Below are 18,816 nucleotides of genomic sequence, written 5' to 3'. Positions count from 1 at the left end.
GAAGCGCCAACAGAGATTGGGGGCAAGTCTGGGAGTTGTTCTGGTGAAAAAGCTCGTAAAAACCGCGAGTTAGGCTGGTTGTTTTTTGATCTGGGGGCTGGAGGGCTTGGTTTGTATGGGGTTGGGAGAGGGGCGAACATGTTATCCACAGAGTGGTTAACAGGGATTGTGTGTAAATCGCCCTCCCCCGAAAGGGAGAGGGCCAGCAAAGGTTTTCAGCGGACAACACCCTCTTCGATCAGCAGCTTGAGAATGGCTTCCGCACCAGCCTGCGCCGTCACGCCCTTGAGCACCTGCCCCCCACCCCCACTGGCCTTGGCCGTCGCCGCCTTCATCCGGTCCGCCCCGCTCTTGGCCTTGATCACCTTCAACCGTTTCGGCCGAGGCTTGGCCGGTTGCAGGGTCGCCACCGCAAGCAATTCGTCATCCACCACCTCCACGTCTTTAGCCTGAAGAGCGCCGCGTCGCGCAGGCCCGTAAGCACTCTGCCGAGGTTTGGGCGCAGCGTTATCCACAGTCGCCAGAAACGGCAGGCGCACCTTCAGCCGCCGGCGCTGCCCACGGGGCAACGCTTGCAGCACTAGCGCCGAGCCGTCGTTGATCGATTCGACCTGCGCCAGCCCCACCACCAGCGGCCAGCCCAGCCCTTCGGCCAGCAGGAAGGGCAGCATCCCCGAACCTTCGCCGGTTTCCGCCTGGCTGCCGGTCAACACCACTTGGGCACCGGCGTCACGCAGATAGTCGGTCAACGCCGGCAACGCGTCGGCACCGGCCGGTTGTTCCAGCACATGCATCTGCGCAAGTCCCATGCCCAGATAGGCGCGCAGCGCCGGCTCCGCGATGTCGCCGGCGTGCAGCACTTGCAGGTTGTCCCCCGCCAATTGCAGGCCGAGCTCTACCGCGCGGGCGTCCTGGTCGGCGCGGCGCGGGCGGCCGGAGGTCGGGTGGGCGCCGATTGAAACCAGACTGATGATCTTTGTGCTCATAACCGTTCCTTAAGCCGCATCGCGCTTGGCTTCGTTGCGGTAAGCCTCTACCGCCGCGATCAAGGCCTGAAGAATTTCCGCGCTTTCGCCGATCACCGACAGGTCGGCACGCTTGATCATGTCGCAACCCGGATCGAGGTTGATCGCCACCACCTTGTCGCAGGCACCGATGCCTTGCAGGTGCTGGATCGCCCCGGAAATCCCCACGGCCACGTAAACCCGCGCGGTGACCCAGGTGCCGGACGCGCCGACCTGACGGTCGCGGGCCATGAAGCCGTCGTCCACCGCCACCCGCGAAGCGCCTTCGGTGGCGCCGAGTGCCGCGGCAGTCCTGTGGAAAAGCTCCCAGTTCTTGACCCCGTTGCCGCCGGAGAAGATGAACTCGGCTTCGGCCATCGGAATCGCCGCCGGGTCCACCGCCACCGCGCCCAGATCCTCGATCCGCGACAGGCTGCGCGCGACAGGTGTGGATAACTCAACCGGCAGCGCTTCGTGACGGGTTTCGCTGACCGGTTCGGCACATTCGGCGGACGCCAGAATCAGCCGCGCGACTGGACGGGCAAGATCCTGCAGCCCAGCACCGGCGCGGCCAATGCACTCCTGATCCTTGACCTGCCACACCCGTGTGGCCGGGCGCTCACCCAGTGCAGCAGCAAAGCGCCGACCGAGTTCGCCGCCACCGCTGCGACTGTCCGGCAGCAGCCAGTGACGCGGGTTGAACTGGTTATCCACAGCCCGCAGGCCCTGGATTCGTTGTTCCGGTGCATAACCGCTGAACTCTTCGCCTTCCAGCACCAGCAAGCGGTCAACGCCTGCGGTGGCGAAAGCGTTTTCCTTGTGCTCGCCGAACACCACGGCCAGCACCGCGCCGTCGCTGCCGGCCAGTTGATGAGCCAGGCCGAGCAAGTCGCGGTCGTGGCTGCTCAAGCGGCCGCCGACCATGTCCGGCACCACGCTGATGTAGAACGCAGGGGCCGGCACCTGATGCAGCGGCAATTGCACTTCGACCGCTGCCGAGCGTTTGACCGCCCCGCCCTGCTGGGCGCCGCTGCGATCAATGCGCTTGATGCCGTTCGGCCCGATGAAGCCGATGCCGTGCAGGTTCTTGCGAATGATCCCGTTAGGGCCCATCCAGCTGTGTTGCGCCGGTTGCATGGCCGCGTGCAGCGGGTGCAGGCGGTTGCGGGCGATCCATTCGGCGCGGGGGTCACGGCGGATAATGTCGCTCATCAGTGGGCCTCCGCAGGTTCACGTTTGGCCGGGGTGGCAGGCTTGTTCGGCGCGGCGTCTTCGAGCAGCGCGTCGGCCACCAGTTCGGCGATGTCCTTGATCAGCGGACGCGGTTCAACCACGCCTTCGAGCATCGCCGTGCACTGTGGACAACCCACGGCCACCAGTTCGGCGCCAGTCTCGCGGATGTCTTCCATGCGCATGTCGGGAATCCGCTGCTTGCCCGGAATGTCGGTGATCGGCGCCCCGCCACCGCCGCCGCAGCAGCGCGAACGGAAGCCGGAACGTTGCATTTCCTTGATCTCGATGCCGAGGGCGCGCAGCACTTCACGCGGCGCCTCGTACTCGCCGTTGTAGCGGCCGAGGTAGCACGGGTCGTGATAGGTCACGCTGTTGCCTTTGTACTGACCGAGGTTCAGCGCGCCGGCCTGGATGATTTCCGCCAGGTAGGTGCTGTGGTGCTGCACCAGGTAGTTGCCATCGAACGCGCCGTACTCGTTTTTCAGCACGTGGAAACTGTGCGGATCGCAGGTGACGATGCGGTTGAAGCTGTATTTGGCCAGGGTCTGGATATTGCGTTTGGCGAGCAACTGGAAGGTCGCTTCGTCACCAAGACGTCGGGCCACGTCGCCGCTGTCGCGCTCTTCAAGACCCAGCACCGCGAAGTCGATCTTGGCCGCTTTCAGCACTTTGACGAATGCACGCAGAGTGCGCTGGTTGCGCATGTCGAAAGCGCCATCGCCGACCCAGAACAGCACGTCGGTGGACTTCTTCTCGCTGAGCAGGTTGAGGTTCAGGTCCGCCGCCCAGTTCATCCGCCCGCCCGGGGCGAAACCGCCGGGGTTGTCGGTGGCGATCAGGTTTTCCAGGACTTCGGCGCCCTTGTTCGGGGTCGCGCCTTTTTCCAGGGTCAGATGACGGCGCATGTCGACGATGGCATCGACGTGCTCGATCATCATCGGGCACTCCTCGACGCAGGCGCGGCAGGTGGTGCACGACCACAGGGTTTCGGCATCGACCAGACCGTTGACGATCGGTTGATGCGGATTGCCGCTGTGTTCGCCCACCGGTTTGCCCGGATACGGGCTGCCGGCGAACTTGGCATCGGTGCCGCCGGCGAGGCCGACGACCATGTCCTGAATCAGTTTTTTCGGGTTCAGCGGCTGGCCGGCGGCAAACGCCGGGCACGCGGCTTCGCACTTGCCGCACTGCACGCAGGCGTCGAAGCCGAGCAACTGGTTCCAGGTGAAATCCTTGGGTTTCTCCACACCCAGTGGCGCGGTTGGATCATTCAAATCCAGCGGTTTCAAACCGGTGGAGCGGCCGCCACCAAACCGTTCGGCGCGACGGTGCCAGGCCAGATGCAACGCACCGGCGAAGGCGTGTTTCATCGGGCCGCCCCAGGTCATGCCGAAGAACAGTTCCGACACGCCCCACAGCACGCCGATCCCCAGAATCACTGCGAGCACCCAGCCGCCGAAGTTCTCCGGCAGGATCCCGGCCACCGGCAAGGTCACCAGGAAGAACGAGGCGGAGAACGCCAGCAGGCTTTTCGGCAGGCGCATCCACGGGCCTTTCGACAGCCGCGACGGCGGGTTGAGCCGACGCCGATAAACGAAGATCGCCCCGACGAACATCACCGCCGTCATCAGCAGCAACGCGTAGCCAAGAATGCGGTTATGCAGGCCGAAACCGTGCACCAGAATCGCCAGCACGATCGACGCCACCGCCCCGCCCGCCGTGGCGACGTGGGTGTTGGCGATGTATTTGTCCCGCGCCACCACGTGGTGCAGATCGACCATGTAACGCTTGGGCATGGCGAACAGGCCGCCGATCAGATCGACCTTCGAGGCCCGGCCCCGACGCCACATGGCCACCCGCCGCAACGCCCCCAGCACCGCGAGGGCCAGGGCTGCGAACAACAGGATTGGAAGAAGGGTGTTCAACATGGTGAAGCTCCCACCAGTACAGCCTGGAGAAACACGTTCGGCGTGTTCCTGTGGGAGCGAGCTTGCTCGCGAAAGCGCCGGGTCAGTCGGTGCAGCGGTGACTGACAGCATGCATTCGCGGGCAAGCCCGCTCCCACAGGGTCATGTGCAAACCTTTAGAAGTCTTTGCACAACCGCAGGGCGTCATAGATCGCAGCGTGGGTATTACGCTGCGCCACGCAGTCACCGATGCGGAACAGCAAGTAACCGTCGCCATTGCTGCTCAGCGAAGGTTGCGGCTGGATCGCGAACAGCGCCTCGACGTCGATCTGGCCCTTGTTGCGCGAGCCGTCCTTGAGGGCGTAGTAGATTTCTTCGTCCGGGCGCACGCCGTTCTCGACGACCACCTGATCCACCACCCGCTCCTCTTTGGCGCCGGTGTATTCGTTCTCCAGCACGGCGACGAGTTTGTCGCCTTCGCGGTAGACCTTCTCCAGCATCATGTCGCCGGTCATGATCACTTCTTTCGGGTACATGCTGCGGTAGTAGGTCGGGAACGACGTACCGCCGATGGCCACGCCCGGCTTGATGTCGTCGGTGACGATCTCGACTTGGCTGCCCTTGTCGGCGAGGAAGTCGGCCACCGACATCCCGGTGAACTCGCAAATGGTGTCGTAGACCAGCACGTTCTTGCCCGGCGCAACCTTGCCGTCGAGCACGTCCCAGCTGCTGACGACCAGCCCTTCGGCGGCGCCCCAGTGTTCGTTCTGTTCCAGGTACGGGTGACCGCCGACTGCCAGCACCACGATGTCCGGACGCAAATCCATGATGGTGTCGGCATCCGCCGCAGTGCCCAGGCGCAGGTCGACTTTCAGCCGCGCCAGTTCCAGCTGGAACCAGCGGGTGATACCGGCGATCTGGTCACGCTGCGGCGCTTTCGAGGCCGTAGTGATCTGGCCGCCGATGAATTCTTTCTTCTCGAACAGGGTCACGTCGTGGCCACGTTCGGCGGCCACACGGGCAGCTTCCATCCCCGCCGGGCCGGCACCGACGATCACCACCTTGCGTTTCGGCCCGGTGGATTTCTCGATGATGTGCGGCACGCCCATGTATTCACGGGAAGTCGCAGCGTTCTGGATGCACAGCACGTCCAGACCTTGATACTGACGGTCGATGCAGTAGTTGGCGCCGACGCACTGCTTGATCTGGTCGATCTGGCCCATCTTGATTTTGGCGATCAGGTGCGGGTCGGCGATGTGGGCGCGGGTCATGCCGACCATGTCGACGTAACCGCCCTCCAAAATCCGCGTGGCCTGGTTCGGGTCCTTGATGTTCTGCGCGTGCAGCACCGGAACCTTGACCACTTCCTTGATCCCGGCCGCCAGGTGCAGGAACGGCTCCGGCGGATAACTCATGTTCGGAATCACGTTGGCCAGGGTGTTGTGGGTGTCGCAACCCGAGCCGACGACTCCGATGAAATCGAGCATGCCGGTGTCGTCGTAGTACTTGGCGATCTGCTTCATGTCTTCGTGAGACAGACCGTCCGGGTGGAACTCGTCGCCGCAGATGCGCATGCCGACGCAGAAATCGTCACCGACTTCAGCACGCACGGCTTTCAAAACTTCCAGACCGAACTTCATCCGGCCTTCAAAGGTGCCGCCCCATTCGTCGGTCCGCTTGTTGACGCGCGGGCTCCAGAACTGGTCGATCATGTGCTGGTGCACCGCCGACAGTTCAACACCGTCCAGGCCACCGGCCTTGGCGCGGCGAGCCGCTTGCGCGTAGTTGCCGATCACCCGCCAGATTTCTTCCGGCTCAATCGTTTTGCAGGTGGCGCGGTGCACCGGTTCACGGATGCCCGACGGCGACATCAGGGTCGGCCAGTGGAAACCGTCCCAACGGGAGCGACGGCCCATGTGGGTAATCTGGATCATGATCTTGGCGCCATGCTTGTGCATGGCGTCGGCGAGATTCTGGAAGTGCGGGATGATCCGGTCGGTGGACAGGTTCACCGAGCTCCACCATTGCTGCGGGCTGTCGATCGCCACCACGGACGAACCGCCACAGATCGCCAGGCCGATGCCGCCCTTGGCTTTCTCTTCGTAATATTTGACGTACCGTTCGGTGGTCATGCCGCCGTCGGTTGCGTAGACCTCGGCGTGCGCGGTGCTGAGCACGCGGTTGCGGATGGTCAGTTTGCCGATCTGGATCGGCTGGAACATTGCTTCGAAAGCCATGGCGGGTTCCTCGACTTACAACGGCTTGACGGTGAACAGGCCGTCGTCGTGGCCTTCTTCGGAGCCACCGTAAACCTGCTCGGCCACGGTGCGGATCTTGCTGCCGCGAGCGGCGAGGATCTGGTCCATGGCACCGGCAAACCAGCCGGTGAACATGTAGTCGACCTTGCGCCCGACCTTGCCGTAGACGTAGACGAACGCCGAGTGTTCGAGCTTGACGCTGCAGGTGCCTTTGTCGAGGTCGATGTCCTGGATCTTGAACAGGCCCCAGCCGCGCTGCGACAGGCGCTTCATGTAGTGCTCGAACACCGCGACGCCTTCCAGGCCGTGGCACTCGGCTTCTTTTTCACACCAGTGCCAGGCGGATTTGTAGCCGGCCTTGTAGAGGATTTCGGCGTAGGCGTCGGCGCCCAGTACTTCCTCGATGCCCATGTGGTTGTTTACGAAGAAATGCCGTGGCACGTACAGCATCGGCAGGGCGTCGGAGGTCCAGACACCGGTCTCGCTGTCGACTTCGATTGGCAATTGCGGGGCGATCTTGGCCATGGAAACTTAACTCCAGAAAAATTTTGGTGTTGCCCCCGGCGCGGACGGCCGGGGGAAAGTATTCGGGAAGCGGCGGCTTACTCGCCCCAGACGTCCTTGAGGACGTTGACCCAGTTCTCGCCCATGATCTTGCGTACCACGCGCTCGGAGTGGCCGCGCTTGAGCAGGGTTTCGGTCAGGTTCGGGAACTCGCCGACGGTGCGAATGCCCAGCGGGTTGATGATCTTGCCGAAGTTGGTCAGACGGCGGGCGTAGCCCTTGTCGTGGGTCAGGTATTCGAAGAAGTCCTGACCGTGACCCTGGGTGAAGTCGGTGCCGATGCCGATGGCGTCTTCGCCGACCAGGTTCATGGTGTATTCGATGGCTTCGGCGTAGTCGTCGATGGTCGAATCGATGCCCTTGGCGAGGAACGGCGCGAACATGGTCACGCCGACGAAACCGCCGTGGTCAGCAATAAACTTAAGCTCTTCATCGGACTTGTTGCGCGGGTGCTCTTTCAGCCCCGACGGCAGGCAGTGGGAATAGCAGACCGGTTTTTTCGATTCGAGGATGACTTCCTCGGAAGTCTTGGAGCCGACGTGGGACAGGTCGCACATGACGCCGACACGGTTCATCTCGGCGACGATTTCGCGACCGAAACCCGACAGGCCGCCGTCACGTTCATAGCAACCGGTGCCCACCAGGTTCTGGGTGTTGTAGCACATCTGCACGATGCCGACGCCGAGCTGCTTGAACACCTCGACATAACCGATCTGGTCTTCGAACGCGTGGGCGTTCTGGAAGCCGAAGAGGATGCCGGTCTTGCCCTGCTCCTTGGCCTTGCGGATGTCGGCGGTGGTGCGGACGGGGATCACCAGGTCGCTGTTTTCACGAATCAGTTTCTGGCTGGCGGCGATGTTATTGACCGTGGCCTGAAAGCCCTCCCACACCGACACGGTGCAGTTGGCCGCCGTCAGACCGCCCTTGCGCATGTCTTCAAACAGCTCGCGGTTCCATTTGGCAATGATCAGACCGTCGATAACGATGCTGTCGGCGTGTAATTCGGCTGGGCTCATCAGGCGTCCCCTTATTGGCGATTCATGCGCCGAATCGTCTGCCGGCGCTTTGGGGCCAGCATATGCCTCGGTGCGCGACCAGCCGGGTGCAAAAACGACAGGGGAATTGCCGAAAGCGTCAATCCGCGACAAAGGGTCGCCAACCGCTCCGACCGGCCACCTGTTCAAGCCCGCGAGCTTGAGCCAGAATCTGCGGCATCCCGGAAACACCACTGGATTAGAGCGGCGACATCAATGAAATCGATCTTCCTGGCCCTGGCCCTGATTGCGACCGGCGTACACGCCGCCGAAGAGTCCGACAACAACCCGTGCGACGCGGTGGAAAACGACATCCAGACCCTGGAATGCTCGACCTACAGCCGCACCACCGCCGAGGACCTGCTCAAGGACAACTACGCCAGCCTGAATGAGCGCATGCAAACGACCTACGGCAAGAACCCGGCGCAACTGGCCGACATCACCGCCAAACTCAAGGCCGCCCAGCAACAATGGCTGAAAACCCGCGACGCCGACTGCGCCGTAGAAGCCTTCCCGGCGACAGACGGCAGCAAGGCATTCAAGATTGCGCAGAATGACTGCGTGGCGCGGATGAGTGACGAGCGGTCGGAGTTTTTGGAGTCGATTGGGCAGGAGTAATCGCTTATTCACCGGAGAAAGCTGGAAGTATTTTCAGCTTTCTGATGCAAAAGAACCTTTTCCCACAAAGCGTTCAGATCTGCCCCACGAATCCTGTCTGAAGCCTCTGTTCTCGGGGCTTTTCATGAAACATAGCGTCAAGTTTTGTTTATTGGCCACCTGAAAAATATAAGCAAAGATTCGCAAATCTTATAAAAGACTTATATTCTGCCATGAACAGCATCCACTGGACTCGAAAGGCCGTTAAGCAACTCCTGAAATTGCATTCCGCTCATCAGTATCAGGTCAGAGATGCCATCGCGGTGCTCGCTGGCATGCCTGATGTGGGCAATGTGAAAGCACTGGTTGGTCATGACTACGCGTATCGACTGCGTGTCGGAAATTACCGAGTCATGTTCGACTGGGATGGCGCGATCAAAGTGGTCAGTATTCAAGAGGTAAAAAAACGCGATGAACGCACTTACTGACATCCAAATCATCAATGACTCCGAGGGCAAGCCCGCTTTCGTGGTCATTCCCTACGCACAGTATGTCGCGCAGAAAATGGAGCCTGACCTGATCCCCCATGAGGTGGTCAGTCGCATTGTCGACGGGGCAACTCCAATCAGGGCCTGGCGCGAACATCTCAACCTGACTCAGGAAGAAGTGGCGAAACGCATGGGCATTTCGCAGCCAGCCTTCGCCCAGCAGGAAACCGTTGCAAAGCCGCGCAAGGCCACTCGCGAGAAGATTGCAGCGGCGTTTGGTATCACCGCCAATCAGCTTGAGCTGTAAGCTGCACCTCTTCAGCCAATCAAGGGATTCACATGAACATCTGCGGTATCGAAATCAAAGGCAGTGAAGCGATCATCGCCGTGGCGTCCCTCGACGGTTCGGTGCTGAGCCATGTCGCGCTGAGTACCAAGAAAATCGCGCTGGACGATGACGACGAGGCGGCCAACGTGAAGCTGTTCGCCGCACAAGTGGCGTCGTTCGTGCGCGAGAACTCCATTGATCGCATCGCGATCAAGAAGCGCAGCAAGAAGGGCGAGTTTGCCGGTGGGCCGACCACGTTCAAGATCGAAGGCGTGTTTCAGTTGCTGGACGGTTGCGAGGTGACGCTGCTGTCGCCGCAGACGATCAATGCCCAGGCCAAGAAGCACAATTTCGAGCTGCCGGGGACGCTGAACAAGTATCAGCATGAAGCCTACAAGGCAGCGTGCTCGGCATTGGTGAAGAAGTAACTAGCCCGCTTTACGCGCGCTCAGCCAGTCGCCGAAGGACTTGTCTTCCAGCGCATAGCCACCACGGCTCGACTTCCACACCAGCTCCTTGTCGCGCAGGGCATCGATGCAGGCCTGAATGGTCTGGGTGCCCGGCACCACGTCGCTGCCCAGGTTTTCCAGTGCCTTGCTGACCGCGATGAGCGTGCTGTCGGTGAACGGTGCAAAAGGCTCGTTGTTCTGTGAGCGCTCCACCATCACTTCCAGCACGGCGCGCTGAGGGATTGTCAGAGCGTTCCAGGCGCTCTCGAACTCGGTCCACACGCCTGCGCGCAACAATTCGGCACGGCTTTGCAGCAACTGCCCCAGATTACTGGCCTCACCCAGTTCCAGCGCGACTTCACCGATGATGGTGCGCAACATTTCCGGGCGCCGCCCCACCAATTCAAAGGCGTCGTCGATATCGGCCGCACTGAACTGGTTGGTCTCCGCCAAATGGGCGTTGAGGTGCAAGGTGTACGCCTGGGTGAACTCTTTCCCCAACAATGGAAAGGGCGTGATGCTCGAGCCGAAAAACGGTTGGCTCTTGCCCAGCACCAGGTGCGCGAGTTTGTCGCGATTGGAACCGGTGAACACCAGATGCAAACCGCTGCCCTCGCCTTCTCGTCCCTGGTTGAGCTGGTCCCGTGCTGCCTTCAGGGCAAACATCGCGTTGATGCCTGCGGCGGTGGTTAGCGCGTGCTGGGCCTCATCGATCACCAGCACTACGGATTTTTCGGCGGCACTGTGGAGCAGTTCCAGCGCTTGCGTCAGGGTCGCGCCCGCCGGTAGCTGCGGCTTGGTGAAATCCCAGGACAAGGTGCGCAGAAAGTTGAGCTTTTCGATGCCGATATTCTTTGCCAGTTTGCGGATGCCCTTTTCAAAGGGGACCAACGCGCCTGCAATGGCACTGGCGATCAGGTCCGCAGGGTCTTTTTCCTTGTCGGCCCACAGGTCGACGTAAACCGTCAGCCAGCCTCGGGACTGGCATTCCGGGATCAGGTCCTCCCGCAGAAAGGTACTTTTGCCAGTGCGACGTGGCGCTGCCAGAAAAAGACCGGAGGTGAAATCCTGCAGACCTGCACCCACCAGACCATCGGCAACGCTGCGGGCCAGAGCGGGGCGGCGGAAGACGAAACCGTTGTTTCTGGACATGGTTTTACACTCAATTATTCAAACGACTGTAATTTATACCTAAAAGTATAATTAACTATAATCGTCCGTCAAACGGCCTCCCGTCGCCGGTCCTCTCGTGGACACCGGGCAAACTTCGCCCGGTAGCTGCGGGTGAAATACGACGGTGATTCGAACCCGCAGGCGATGCTGACTTCCAGCACGCTCATGTCGGTCTGGCGCAACAGCTGCCGGGCCTTTTCCAGCCTTAACCGCAGATAGAAATTGCTCGGCGTGTCATTCAGATGCAGCCGAAACAAACGCTCCAGTTGCCGCCGCGTCACCTTGATCGACTCCGCCAGTTCGAGGGTGGTCAGCGGCGGTTCGCTGTGCTGCTCCATCTCGCCGATTACATGCACCAGCTTCTTGTTGCTGATGCCGTAACGCGTGGCGACTTCCATGCGCTGGTGGTCCTTGCGCGGACGAATCCGCCCCAATACGAACTGCTCGCTGACCTGGATCGCCAGTTGCGGGCCGTGGGCCTGGGCGATCAAGTCGAGCATCAGGTCGATGGACGCGGTGCCGCCGGCAGACGTGATGCGGCGACGGTCGATCTCGAACAGCTCCTGGGTGACGCTGAGCTGTGGATAAGATTCCTTGAAGGCGTCGATGGCCTCCCAGTGCAGGGTCAGGCGATGGCCATCGAGCAGGCCCGCCTCGGCAAGGACGAAGCTGCCGGTGTCGATGGCGCCGAGGGTCACGCCTTCGTTGTCCAGCCGTCGCAGCCAGTGCTCCAGCGCCGGGGTAGCGAACTTCAGCGGTTCGAACCCGGCGACCACCAGCAACGTCGCCCCTTTTTTCAGCGGCTCCAGCGCCGCATCGGCGTTGACCGACATCCCGTTGCTCGCCAGCACCGCCCCGCCATCGGCGCTCAAGACGTGCCAGCGGTACAGCTCGCCGCGAAAGCGGTTGGCCACCCGCAGCGGTTCGATCGCAGAGATGAAACCGATGGCGGAAAAACCCGGCATCAACAGAAAGTAGAAATCCTGGGACATGGCGCGCACTCGGTTAGCGGGTAGCGTGCAACGTTGATACGCCAGTTGTCGGCGGCATTCAAGAGCACAGGTCGCTGCAGTGCAAGAGCTGGTCGCCGCAGTGCGTTTTTGCGGGGGCATTGCTGCGTAATTTGGCATCACCGGCACGACAGATGCCGGGACCCACAATAACGACCTGCCGAGGAACCCGACATGAAACGACTGATCAGCAGCTGTGTTCTCGCACTCAGCGGTACCGCGTTTTTAAGCGCCAGCGTCATGGCAGCCGATTCCGCATCGTGTCAGAACGTGCGCATGGGCGTGGTGAACTGGACCGACGTGATCGCCACCAGTGCGATGGCCCAGGTTCTGCTCGACGGCCTCGGCTACAGCACCAAACAGACCAGCGCCTCTCAGCAAATCGTCTTCGCCGGCATCCGCGACCAGCGTCTGGATCTGTTCCTCGGCTACTGGAACCCGCTGATGACCCAGACCATCACCCCGTTCGTCGACGCCAACCAGGTCAAGGTCCTCCAGGCCCCGAGCCTCAAGGACGCCCGCGCTACCCTCGCCGTGCCGACCTATCTGGCGGACAAGGGCCTGAAAACCTTCGCCGACATCGCCAAATTCGAGAAAGAACTGGGCGGCAAGATCTACGGCATCGAGCCAGGCTCGGGCGCCAACACCCAGATCAAGGCGATGATCGCCAAGAACCAGTTTGGCCTCGGCAAGTTCCAGCTCGTGGAATCGAGCGAGGCCGGCATGCTCGCCGCCGTCGATCGCGCCGTGCGTCGCAAGGAAGCCGTGGTGTTCTTCGGCTGGGCGCCGCACCCGATGAACGTCAACGTGCAGATGACCTATCTGACCGGCAGCGATGACGCCCTCGGCCCGAACGAAGGCATGGCCACCGTGTGGACCGTCACCGCGCCGAAATACGCCGAACAATGCCCGAACGTCAGCCGCCTGCTGAGCAACCTGACGTTCACCGCCGAAGACGAGAGCCGGATGATGCAGCCGCTGCTCGATCACAAGGATGCTTTCGAATCGGCCAAGCAATGGCTCAAGGATCACCCGCAGGACAAACAGCGCTGGCTCGAAGGCGTCACCACCTTCGATGGCAAACCGGCGGCTGAAAACCTCCAGCTCACCAGCAAATAAACCGTAACGAACGAACCACTTCGCAGCCCGCCACGGGCTGCGAACAGACCCATCACGCCTGAAGGAAAACGCACCATGAACCACGACGTCATCATCACCTGCGCACTCACCGGTGCTGGCGACACGACCGCCAAGAGCCCTCACGTGCCGGTCACCCCGAAACAGATCGCCGCAGCTGCGGTGGAAGCGGCCAAGGCCGGCGCCACGGTCGTGCACTGCCACGTTCGTGACCCGCAGACCGGCAAGTTCAGCCGCGACGTGGCGCTGTACCGCGAAGTCATGGAGCGCATCCGTGAAGCCGACGTCGACATCATCGTCAACCTCACCGCCGGCATGGGCGGCGACCTGGAAATCGGCCCGGGCGAGAACCCGATGGAGTTCGGCCCGAATACCGATCTGGTCGGCCCGCTGACTCGCCTGGCCCACGTCGAGGAACTGCTGCCGGAAATCTGCACGCTGGATTGCGGCACCCTGAACTTCGGCGACGGCGACACCATTTACGTCTCCACCCCGGCCCAGCTGCGGGCTGGCGCCAAACGCATCACCGAGCTGGGCGTGAAGGCCGAGCTTGAGATTTTCGACACCGGTCACCTGTGGTTCGCCAAACAGATGATCAAGGAAGGCCTGCTCGACAATCCGCTGTTCCAGCTGTGCCTGGGCATCCCGTGGGGCGCGCCGGCCGACACCACCACCATGAAAGCCATGGTCGACAACCTGCCTGCTGACGCGGTGTGGGCCGGATTCGGCATCGGCCGGATGCAGATGCCGATGGCCGCGCAAGCGGTGCTGCTTGGCGGCAACGTGCGGGTCGGCCTGGAAGACAACCTGTGGCTGGACAAAGGCGTGCTGGCGACCAACGGCCAACTGGTCGAGCGCGCCACCGAGATCCTCAGCCGCCTCGGCGCCCGCGTGCTGACCCCGGCTGAAGGTCGCAAGAAGATGGGCCTGACCCAGCGCGGCTGACGGCCACACATCAAACCCTGTGGGAGCGAGCTTGCTCGCGAAGAGGCCGGTACATCCGAAGCATCTTCATCAGCAGTGCCGCCGCATTCGCGAGCAAGCTCGCTCCCACAGGGAATCACCGAATTTTCCTAGGAAATCACCATGAGCTTTATCACCGAAATCAAAACCTTCGCAGCACTGGGCAGCGGCGTCATCGGCAGCGGCTGGGTCGCCCGCGCCCTCGCCCACGGCCTCGACGTGGTGGCCTGGGACCCGGCGCCGGGTGCCGAAGCGGCGCTGCGCAAACGTGTGGCCAACGCCTGGGGCGCGCTGGAGAAAAACGGCCTGGCGCCGGGCGCTTCGCAAGATCGCCTGCGCTTTGTCGCGACCATTGAAGAATGCGTACGCGATGCGGATTTCATCCAGGAAAGCGCCCCGGAACGCCTCGAACTGAAACTGGAGCTGCACAGCAAAATCAGCGCGGCGGCCAAGCCGAATGCATTGATCGGTTCCAGCACCTCGGGTCTGTTGCCGAGCGAGTTCTACGAGAGCTCGACCCACCCGGAACGCTGCGTGGTCGGTCACCCGTTCAACCCGGTTTACCTGCTGCCGCTGGTGGAAGTGGTCGGCGGCAAGAACACCGCGCCGGAAGCCGTGCAGGCCGCGATGAAAGTCTACGAATCCCTTGGCATGCGCCCGCTGCATGTGCGCAAGGAAGTGCCGGGCTTCATCGCCGACCGCCTGCTCGAAGCGCTGTGGCGCGAGGCGCTGCACCTGGTCAACGACGGGGTGGCGACTACCGGTGAAATCGACGATGCGATCCGCTTTGGCGCCGGTCTGCGCTGGTCGTTCATGGGTACGTTCTTGACTTACACACTGGCTGGGGGCGACGCCGGCATGCGCCATTTTATGTCGCAGTTCGGTCCGGCGTTGCAGTTGCCGTGGACGTACCTGCCGGCACCGGAATTGACCGACAAGTTGATCGACGATGTGGTGGATGGCACCAGCGATCAACTGGGCCGGCACAGTATTTCGGCGCTGGAGCGCTATCGTGATGATTGCTTGCTGGCGGTGCTTGACGCGGTGAAGACCACCAAAGAAAAGCATGGAATGAGTTTCAGCGAGTAATCGCATATTGATTGTTCCCACGCAGAGCGTGGGAACGATCGTGCCCGGAGATAAACATGCCCACCCTCACCACCTACCAAACCCGCATCATCCCCGACTGGGTCGACTACAACGGCCACCTGCGCGACGCCTTCTATCTGCTGATTTTCAGCTACGCCACCGACGCCCTGATGGATCGTCTCGGCATGGACAGCAACAACCGCGAAGCCAGCGGTCACTCGCTGTTCACCCTCGAACTGCACCTCAACTATCTGCACGAAGTGAAGCTCGACGCCGAGGTCGAAGTGCGCACGCAGATCATCGGCCACGACCAGAAACGCCTGCACCTCTATCACAGCCTGCATCTGGCCGGCGGTGACAAGGAGCTGGCCGGCAACGAACAGATGCTGCTGCACGTCGACCTCGCCGGGCCGCGCTCCGCACCGTTTACCCCGGACACCCTGGGCCGCTTGCAAGCCATCGTCGCCGAGCAGGCCGATCTGCCCGCGCCTGCTTACATCGGCCGGGTCATCGCCCTGCCCCCAGCCCGGTAAATTCATCCATCGCAAGGAGCCGCCATGCACACCGCCGCTGCAGTTGCCGATTTCCGTACTTATCCGTTGATCAGCGCGCTGAACGGCGTGCAGAACCTGGCGGATCGCGTCCTGATTGAATGGGCCGACGGGCGCGTCAGCCCGTTTCACCACGTGTGGCTGCGCGACAACTGTCCGTGTCCGCACTGCGTCTACAGCGTCACCCGCGAGCAGGTGTTCGAGATCGTCGATGCGGCGCAGGATCTGTCGCCTTCTGCCGCGCACATCGACACCGATGGCTGCCTGCGCATCGACTGGCAGGACGGCCACCTCAGCCGCTTCGACGCAGGCTGGCTGCGGGCCCACGCCTATGACGACGAATCCCGCGCCGAACGCCTCGCCGCCAAGCCGAAACCCTTCCTGTGGCGCAGCGATTTACAGTTGCCGGTGTTCGACTATGCAGCCTTGATGAACGACAACGCCGCGCTGCTGCAATGGTTGCTCGCGGTACGCGACATCGGCCTGACCCAGGTGCGCGGCGTACCCACCGAACCCGGTTCGCTGAAGCTGATCGCCCAGCGTATTTCGTTCATCCGCGAGAGCAACTTCGGCGTGCTGTTCAACGTGCAATCCAAGGCCGACGCCGACAGCAATGCCTACACCGCTTTCAACCTGCCATTGCACACGGATCTGCCGACCCGCGAGCTGCAACCGGGCCTGCAATTTCTGCATTGTCTGGTGAACGACGCCGAGGGTGGCGAGAGCATTTTTGTCGATGGTTTTGCGATTGCCGGAGCGTTGCGTCAGGAGGATCCCGCGTCATTTCAGGCGCTGTGCGAGATCCCGGTGGAGTTTCGCAACAAGGACCGCCACAGCGACTATCGCTGCCTCGCGCCGATCATCGCCCTGGATGCGTTGGGCCGGGTCGCGGAAATCCGCATGGCCAACTTTCTGCGTGGCGCGTTCGACACGTCTGTGGAGCAAATGCCCCTGCTGTATCGCGCTTACCGGCGCTTCATCGCCATGACCCGCGAGCCACGCTTCCGGCTGATGCAGCGGCTCAATCCGGGCGAGCTGTGGTGCTTCGACAACCGCCGCACCCTGCACGCACGCAACGCGTTCGACCCGGCCACCGGGGCCCGGCATTTTCAGGGCTGCTACATCGACCGGGATGAATTGCTGTCGCGGATTCTGGTGTTGCAGCGCGAGGCTGCATCATCGTAATTCGCAGGCAAAAAAAGCCCCGATACAAGCCGTGACAGGATCGGGGCGAGGGTACTGTTGAGGAGCTGCCGTGGCGAGGGTGACCAAACCTTCGTGAAGCGAGCTGGGTCCAGTGTGCCCACTCCCCTTGCCGGCAAGTTAGCCGAAAACGACATGCTCATAGCCAATGTGGACACTGCGACAAATCGCCCTTGCCGTGCCTGGGCATGCCTACCAGAATCGAGCCACGACCTCCGTTGCCGAAGAAGGATTCGCGTCATGATGTATGCCGATTTGATCGATCAGGAAGACCTGTTGGGCCAGCTCAAGTCGTTGGGATTCGAAGTACCGTCGGGCTCCACCGCCCAGCAGGCCTGCGAGTGCGCGGTGCGGGGTCTGGACGATGTCCGGGCCAACACGCTGCGCACCATGGTCAAGCAGATGTACACCAGCAGCGCCAGTATTCAGCCGACCGTGCGCGAAGCCATCGACAAGCAGTTGCTGCCGGCCCTGGCGCAGTATCAGCAAACCCGCGCCTGATACCTGACCGAAAAAAAGATCGCAGCCTGCGACAGCGCCTTTCCTGAAGGCGCTGTCGCAGGCTGCGATCTTTCGTTTTAGAGGCGCACGCTGGCGAAGGTCGACTCGTTGCGTGCCTGGCTCAACGCCGACATCGGCCCGGACAGCGGCGACATCACGATGGCTTGCGGCAGCGGCATCATCGCCACCTGTTGGGTGGTGTTGGAACCGACGCGCTCGTCACGCGGCGGAATGCCGAAGTATTCGCGGTAGCACTTGGAGAAGTGCGGCGTCGACACGAACCCGCAGACCGACGCCACTTCGATGATCGACATCGGCGTCTGCTTGAGCAGTTGTCGCGCGCGGATCAGACGCAGCTTGAGGTAGTAGCGCGACGGCGAGCAATGCAGGTATTTCTGGAACAGGCGCTCGAGCTGGCGACGGGACACGGCGACGTACACCGCCAGTTCGTCGAGGTCGATCGGCTCTTCCAGGTTGGCTTCCATCAGCGCGACGATTTCCTGCAGTTTCGGCTGGTTGGTGCCGAGCATGTGCTTGAGCGGAACGCGCTGGTGATCCTGCTCGTTGCGGATGCGTTCGTAGACGAACATCTCGGAGATCGCGGCGGACAGTTCACGGCCGTGATCGCGGCTGATCAGGTGCAGCATCATGTCCAGGGGCGCGGTGCCACCGGAGCTGGTGAAGCGGTTGCGGTCGAGGGTGAACAGACGGGTGCTCATCGCCACGCGCGGGAAAGCTTCCTGCATCGCCGCCAGACATTCCCAGTGCACGCTGCAATCGAAGCCGTCGAGCAGGCCGGCGCAGGCCAGGGCCCAGCTGCCGGTGCACACGGCGCCGAGGCGGCGCGACTGGCGTGCCTGGCTTTGCAGCCACGAGACGTGTTCACGGGTAACGGTGCGTTGAATGCCGATCCCGCCGCACACGATGATGGTGTCGAGGGCCGGGGCTTTGTGCATGGAGGCGTCGGGGGTGATCTGCAGACCGTCACTGGCCCAGACCTGGCCGCCATCGACAGTGAGGGTGGTCCAGCGATACAGCTCGCGACCGGACAACTGGTTGGCCATGCGCAGCGGTTCGACTGCGGAAGCCAGGGAAATCAGCGTGAAATTGTCCAGCAGCAGAAAGCCGATGGATTGAGGCGCACGGTTCTGGGGTTGAGCCCCGGAGTTGAACGACGTCATCGCGGTATCTCCTCACACAAAGCGGGTGATGGCCTCAGGCGGAGGCTCTTGTTATTGCCATCGTTCTCTTGCGTGAGACGGGCTTTGTTATGACAGAGCAATTGCCATGCCTAAATTTGAATGGCTGTTCAATAACTCCTGAAAAC

General features: G+C 62.0%; 19 protein-coding genes. 10 read left to right on the top strand and 9 right to left on the bottom strand.

The genetic code is table 11. The features are described 5' to 3' along the window. Positions 1–215: 215 nt before the first annotated feature. The 6 genes from etfB to AC1Q9F_RS24810 form a co-directional block, all read right to left on the bottom strand. Entirely contained in the window at positions 216–986 is a 771-nt protein-coding gene (etfB, locus tag AC1Q9F_RS24835) for an electron transfer flavoprotein subunit beta (protein ID WP_207984173.1), read from the bottom strand. Positions 987–995: 9 nt separating this feature from the next. Further along, complete coding sequence (gene etfA, locus AC1Q9F_RS24830) at positions 996–2,216, bottom strand: electron transfer flavoprotein subunit alpha (RefSeq protein WP_492621136.1); 1,221 nt, start codon at positions 2,214–2,216, stop codon at positions 996–998. After that, a complete protein-coding gene (gene dgcB, locus AC1Q9F_RS24825) occupies positions 2,216–4,165 on the bottom strand; it encodes a dimethylglycine demethylation protein DgcB (protein WP_492621135.1) in 1,950 nt (649 codons plus the stop codon). The genes etfA and dgcB overlap by 1 nt, the downstream gene beginning before the upstream one ends. Positions 4,166–4,320: 155 nt before the next feature. Next, positions 4,321–6,381 carry a dimethylglycine demethylation protein DgcA gene (gene dgcA, locus AC1Q9F_RS24820; RefSeq protein WP_007959780.1) on the bottom strand — a complete coding sequence of 687 codons (2,061 nt, stop codon included), beginning with the start codon at positions 6,379–6,381 and terminating at the stop codon, positions 4,321–4,323. Positions 6,382–6,396: 15 nt separating this feature from the next. Then, positions 6,397–6,927: a DUF5943 domain-containing protein gene (locus AC1Q9F_RS24815; RefSeq protein ID WP_007959778.1), complete on the bottom strand. Its 531-nt coding sequence runs from the start codon at positions 6,925–6,927 to the stop codon at positions 6,397–6,399. Positions 6,928–7,004: 77 nt separating this feature from the next. After that, the gene (locus tag AC1Q9F_RS24810) at positions 7,005–7,982 is read right to left on the bottom strand and encodes a dipeptidase (RefSeq protein ID WP_039768004.1); all 978 of its coding nucleotides are present in this window, start codon (positions 7,980–7,982) and stop codon (positions 7,005–7,007) included. A gap of 234 nt (positions 7,983–8,216) precedes the next feature. Between AC1Q9F_RS24810 and AC1Q9F_RS24805 the strand changes: the two genes are divergently transcribed. The 4 genes from AC1Q9F_RS24805 (at position 8,217) to AC1Q9F_RS24790 (ending at position 9,841) form a co-directional block, all read left to right on the top strand. Next, complete coding sequence (locus AC1Q9F_RS24805) at positions 8,217–8,618, top strand: lysozyme inhibitor LprI family protein (RefSeq protein ID WP_007959774.1); 402 nt, start codon at positions 8,217–8,219, stop codon at positions 8,616–8,618. 212 nt (positions 8,619–8,830) lie between these two features. After that, positions 8,831–9,085 carry a type II toxin-antitoxin system RelE family toxin gene (locus AC1Q9F_RS24800; protein WP_492621134.1) on the top strand — a complete coding sequence of 85 codons (255 nt, stop codon included), beginning with the start codon at positions 8,831–8,833 and terminating at the stop codon, positions 9,083–9,085. Continuing rightward, entirely contained in the window at positions 9,069–9,392 is a 324-nt protein-coding gene (locus AC1Q9F_RS24795; RefSeq protein ID WP_169432232.1) for a helix-turn-helix domain-containing protein, read from the top strand. The genes AC1Q9F_RS24800 and AC1Q9F_RS24795 overlap by 17 nt, the downstream gene beginning before the upstream one ends. A 32-nt stretch (positions 9,393–9,424) precedes the next feature. Beyond that, entirely contained in the window at positions 9,425–9,841 is a 417-nt protein-coding gene (locus tag AC1Q9F_RS24790; RefSeq protein ID WP_102685736.1) for a DUF3010 family protein, read from the top strand. On the opposite strand, the gene AC1Q9F_RS24785 is transcribed toward AC1Q9F_RS24790, so the two are convergent. Continuing rightward, positions 9,842–11,014, bottom strand: a complete 1,173-nt coding sequence (locus tag AC1Q9F_RS24785) for an ATP-binding protein (protein ID WP_492621133.1) — start codon at positions 11,012–11,014, stop codon at positions 9,842–9,844. Between the two features lie 68 nt (positions 11,015–11,082). Beyond that, positions 11,083–12,027: a GlxA family transcriptional regulator gene (locus AC1Q9F_RS24780; RefSeq protein ID WP_011336294.1), complete on the bottom strand. Its 945-nt coding sequence runs from the start codon at positions 12,025–12,027 to the stop codon at positions 11,083–11,085. Between the two features lie 192 nt (positions 12,028–12,219). Here AC1Q9F_RS24780 and choX point away from each other — a divergent pair, with 192 nt between their 5' ends. The 6 genes from choX (at position 12,220) to AC1Q9F_RS24750 (ending at position 17,489) form a co-directional block, all read left to right on the top strand. Continuing rightward, positions 12,220–13,164 (top strand): choline ABC transporter substrate-binding protein, encoded by a 945-nt coding sequence (gene choX / locus AC1Q9F_RS24775; protein WP_169432236.1) that lies wholly within the window; start codon positions 12,220–12,222, stop codon positions 13,162–13,164. 75 nt (positions 13,165–13,239) lie between these two features. After that, positions 13,240–14,127: a 3-dehydrocarnitine:acetyl-CoA trimethylamine transferase CdhC gene (gene cdhC / locus AC1Q9F_RS24770; protein ID WP_064380223.1), complete on the top strand. Its 888-nt coding sequence runs from the start codon at positions 13,240–13,242 to the stop codon at positions 14,125–14,127. A gap of 141 nt (positions 14,128–14,268) precedes the next feature. After that, positions 14,269–15,234, top strand: a complete 966-nt coding sequence (locus tag AC1Q9F_RS24765) for an L-carnitine dehydrogenase (RefSeq protein WP_492621132.1) — start codon at positions 14,269–14,271, stop codon at positions 15,232–15,234. Between the two features lie 56 nt (positions 15,235–15,290). Beyond that, a complete protein-coding gene (locus AC1Q9F_RS24760; protein ID WP_064380221.1) occupies positions 15,291–15,767 on the top strand; it encodes a thioesterase family protein in 477 nt (158 codons plus the stop codon). Between the two features lie 24 nt (positions 15,768–15,791). Then, entirely contained in the window at positions 15,792–16,970 is a 1,179-nt protein-coding gene (locus AC1Q9F_RS24755; protein WP_492621131.1) for a gamma-butyrobetaine dioxygenase, read from the top strand. 258 nt (positions 16,971–17,228) lie between these two features. Beyond that, entirely contained in the window at positions 17,229–17,489 is a 261-nt protein-coding gene (locus tag AC1Q9F_RS24750) for a hypothetical protein (RefSeq protein WP_007959758.1), read from the top strand. A 77-nt stretch (positions 17,490–17,566) separates the two neighbouring features. Here AC1Q9F_RS24750 and gbdR read toward each other — a convergent pair whose 3' ends face one another. Then, a complete protein-coding gene (gene gbdR / locus AC1Q9F_RS24745; protein WP_007959756.1) occupies positions 17,567–18,670 on the bottom strand; it encodes a choline metabolism transcriptional regulator GbdR in 1,104 nt (367 codons plus the stop codon). Between the last annotated feature and the right edge of the window lie 146 nt (positions 18,671–18,816).

The sequence above is a fragment of the Pseudomonas sp. GW823-FHT04A03 genome (assembly GCF_058796615.1).
Note: the sequence above shows the minus strand (reverse complement) of the source record. Positions and strands in the feature narration are given on the sequence as shown.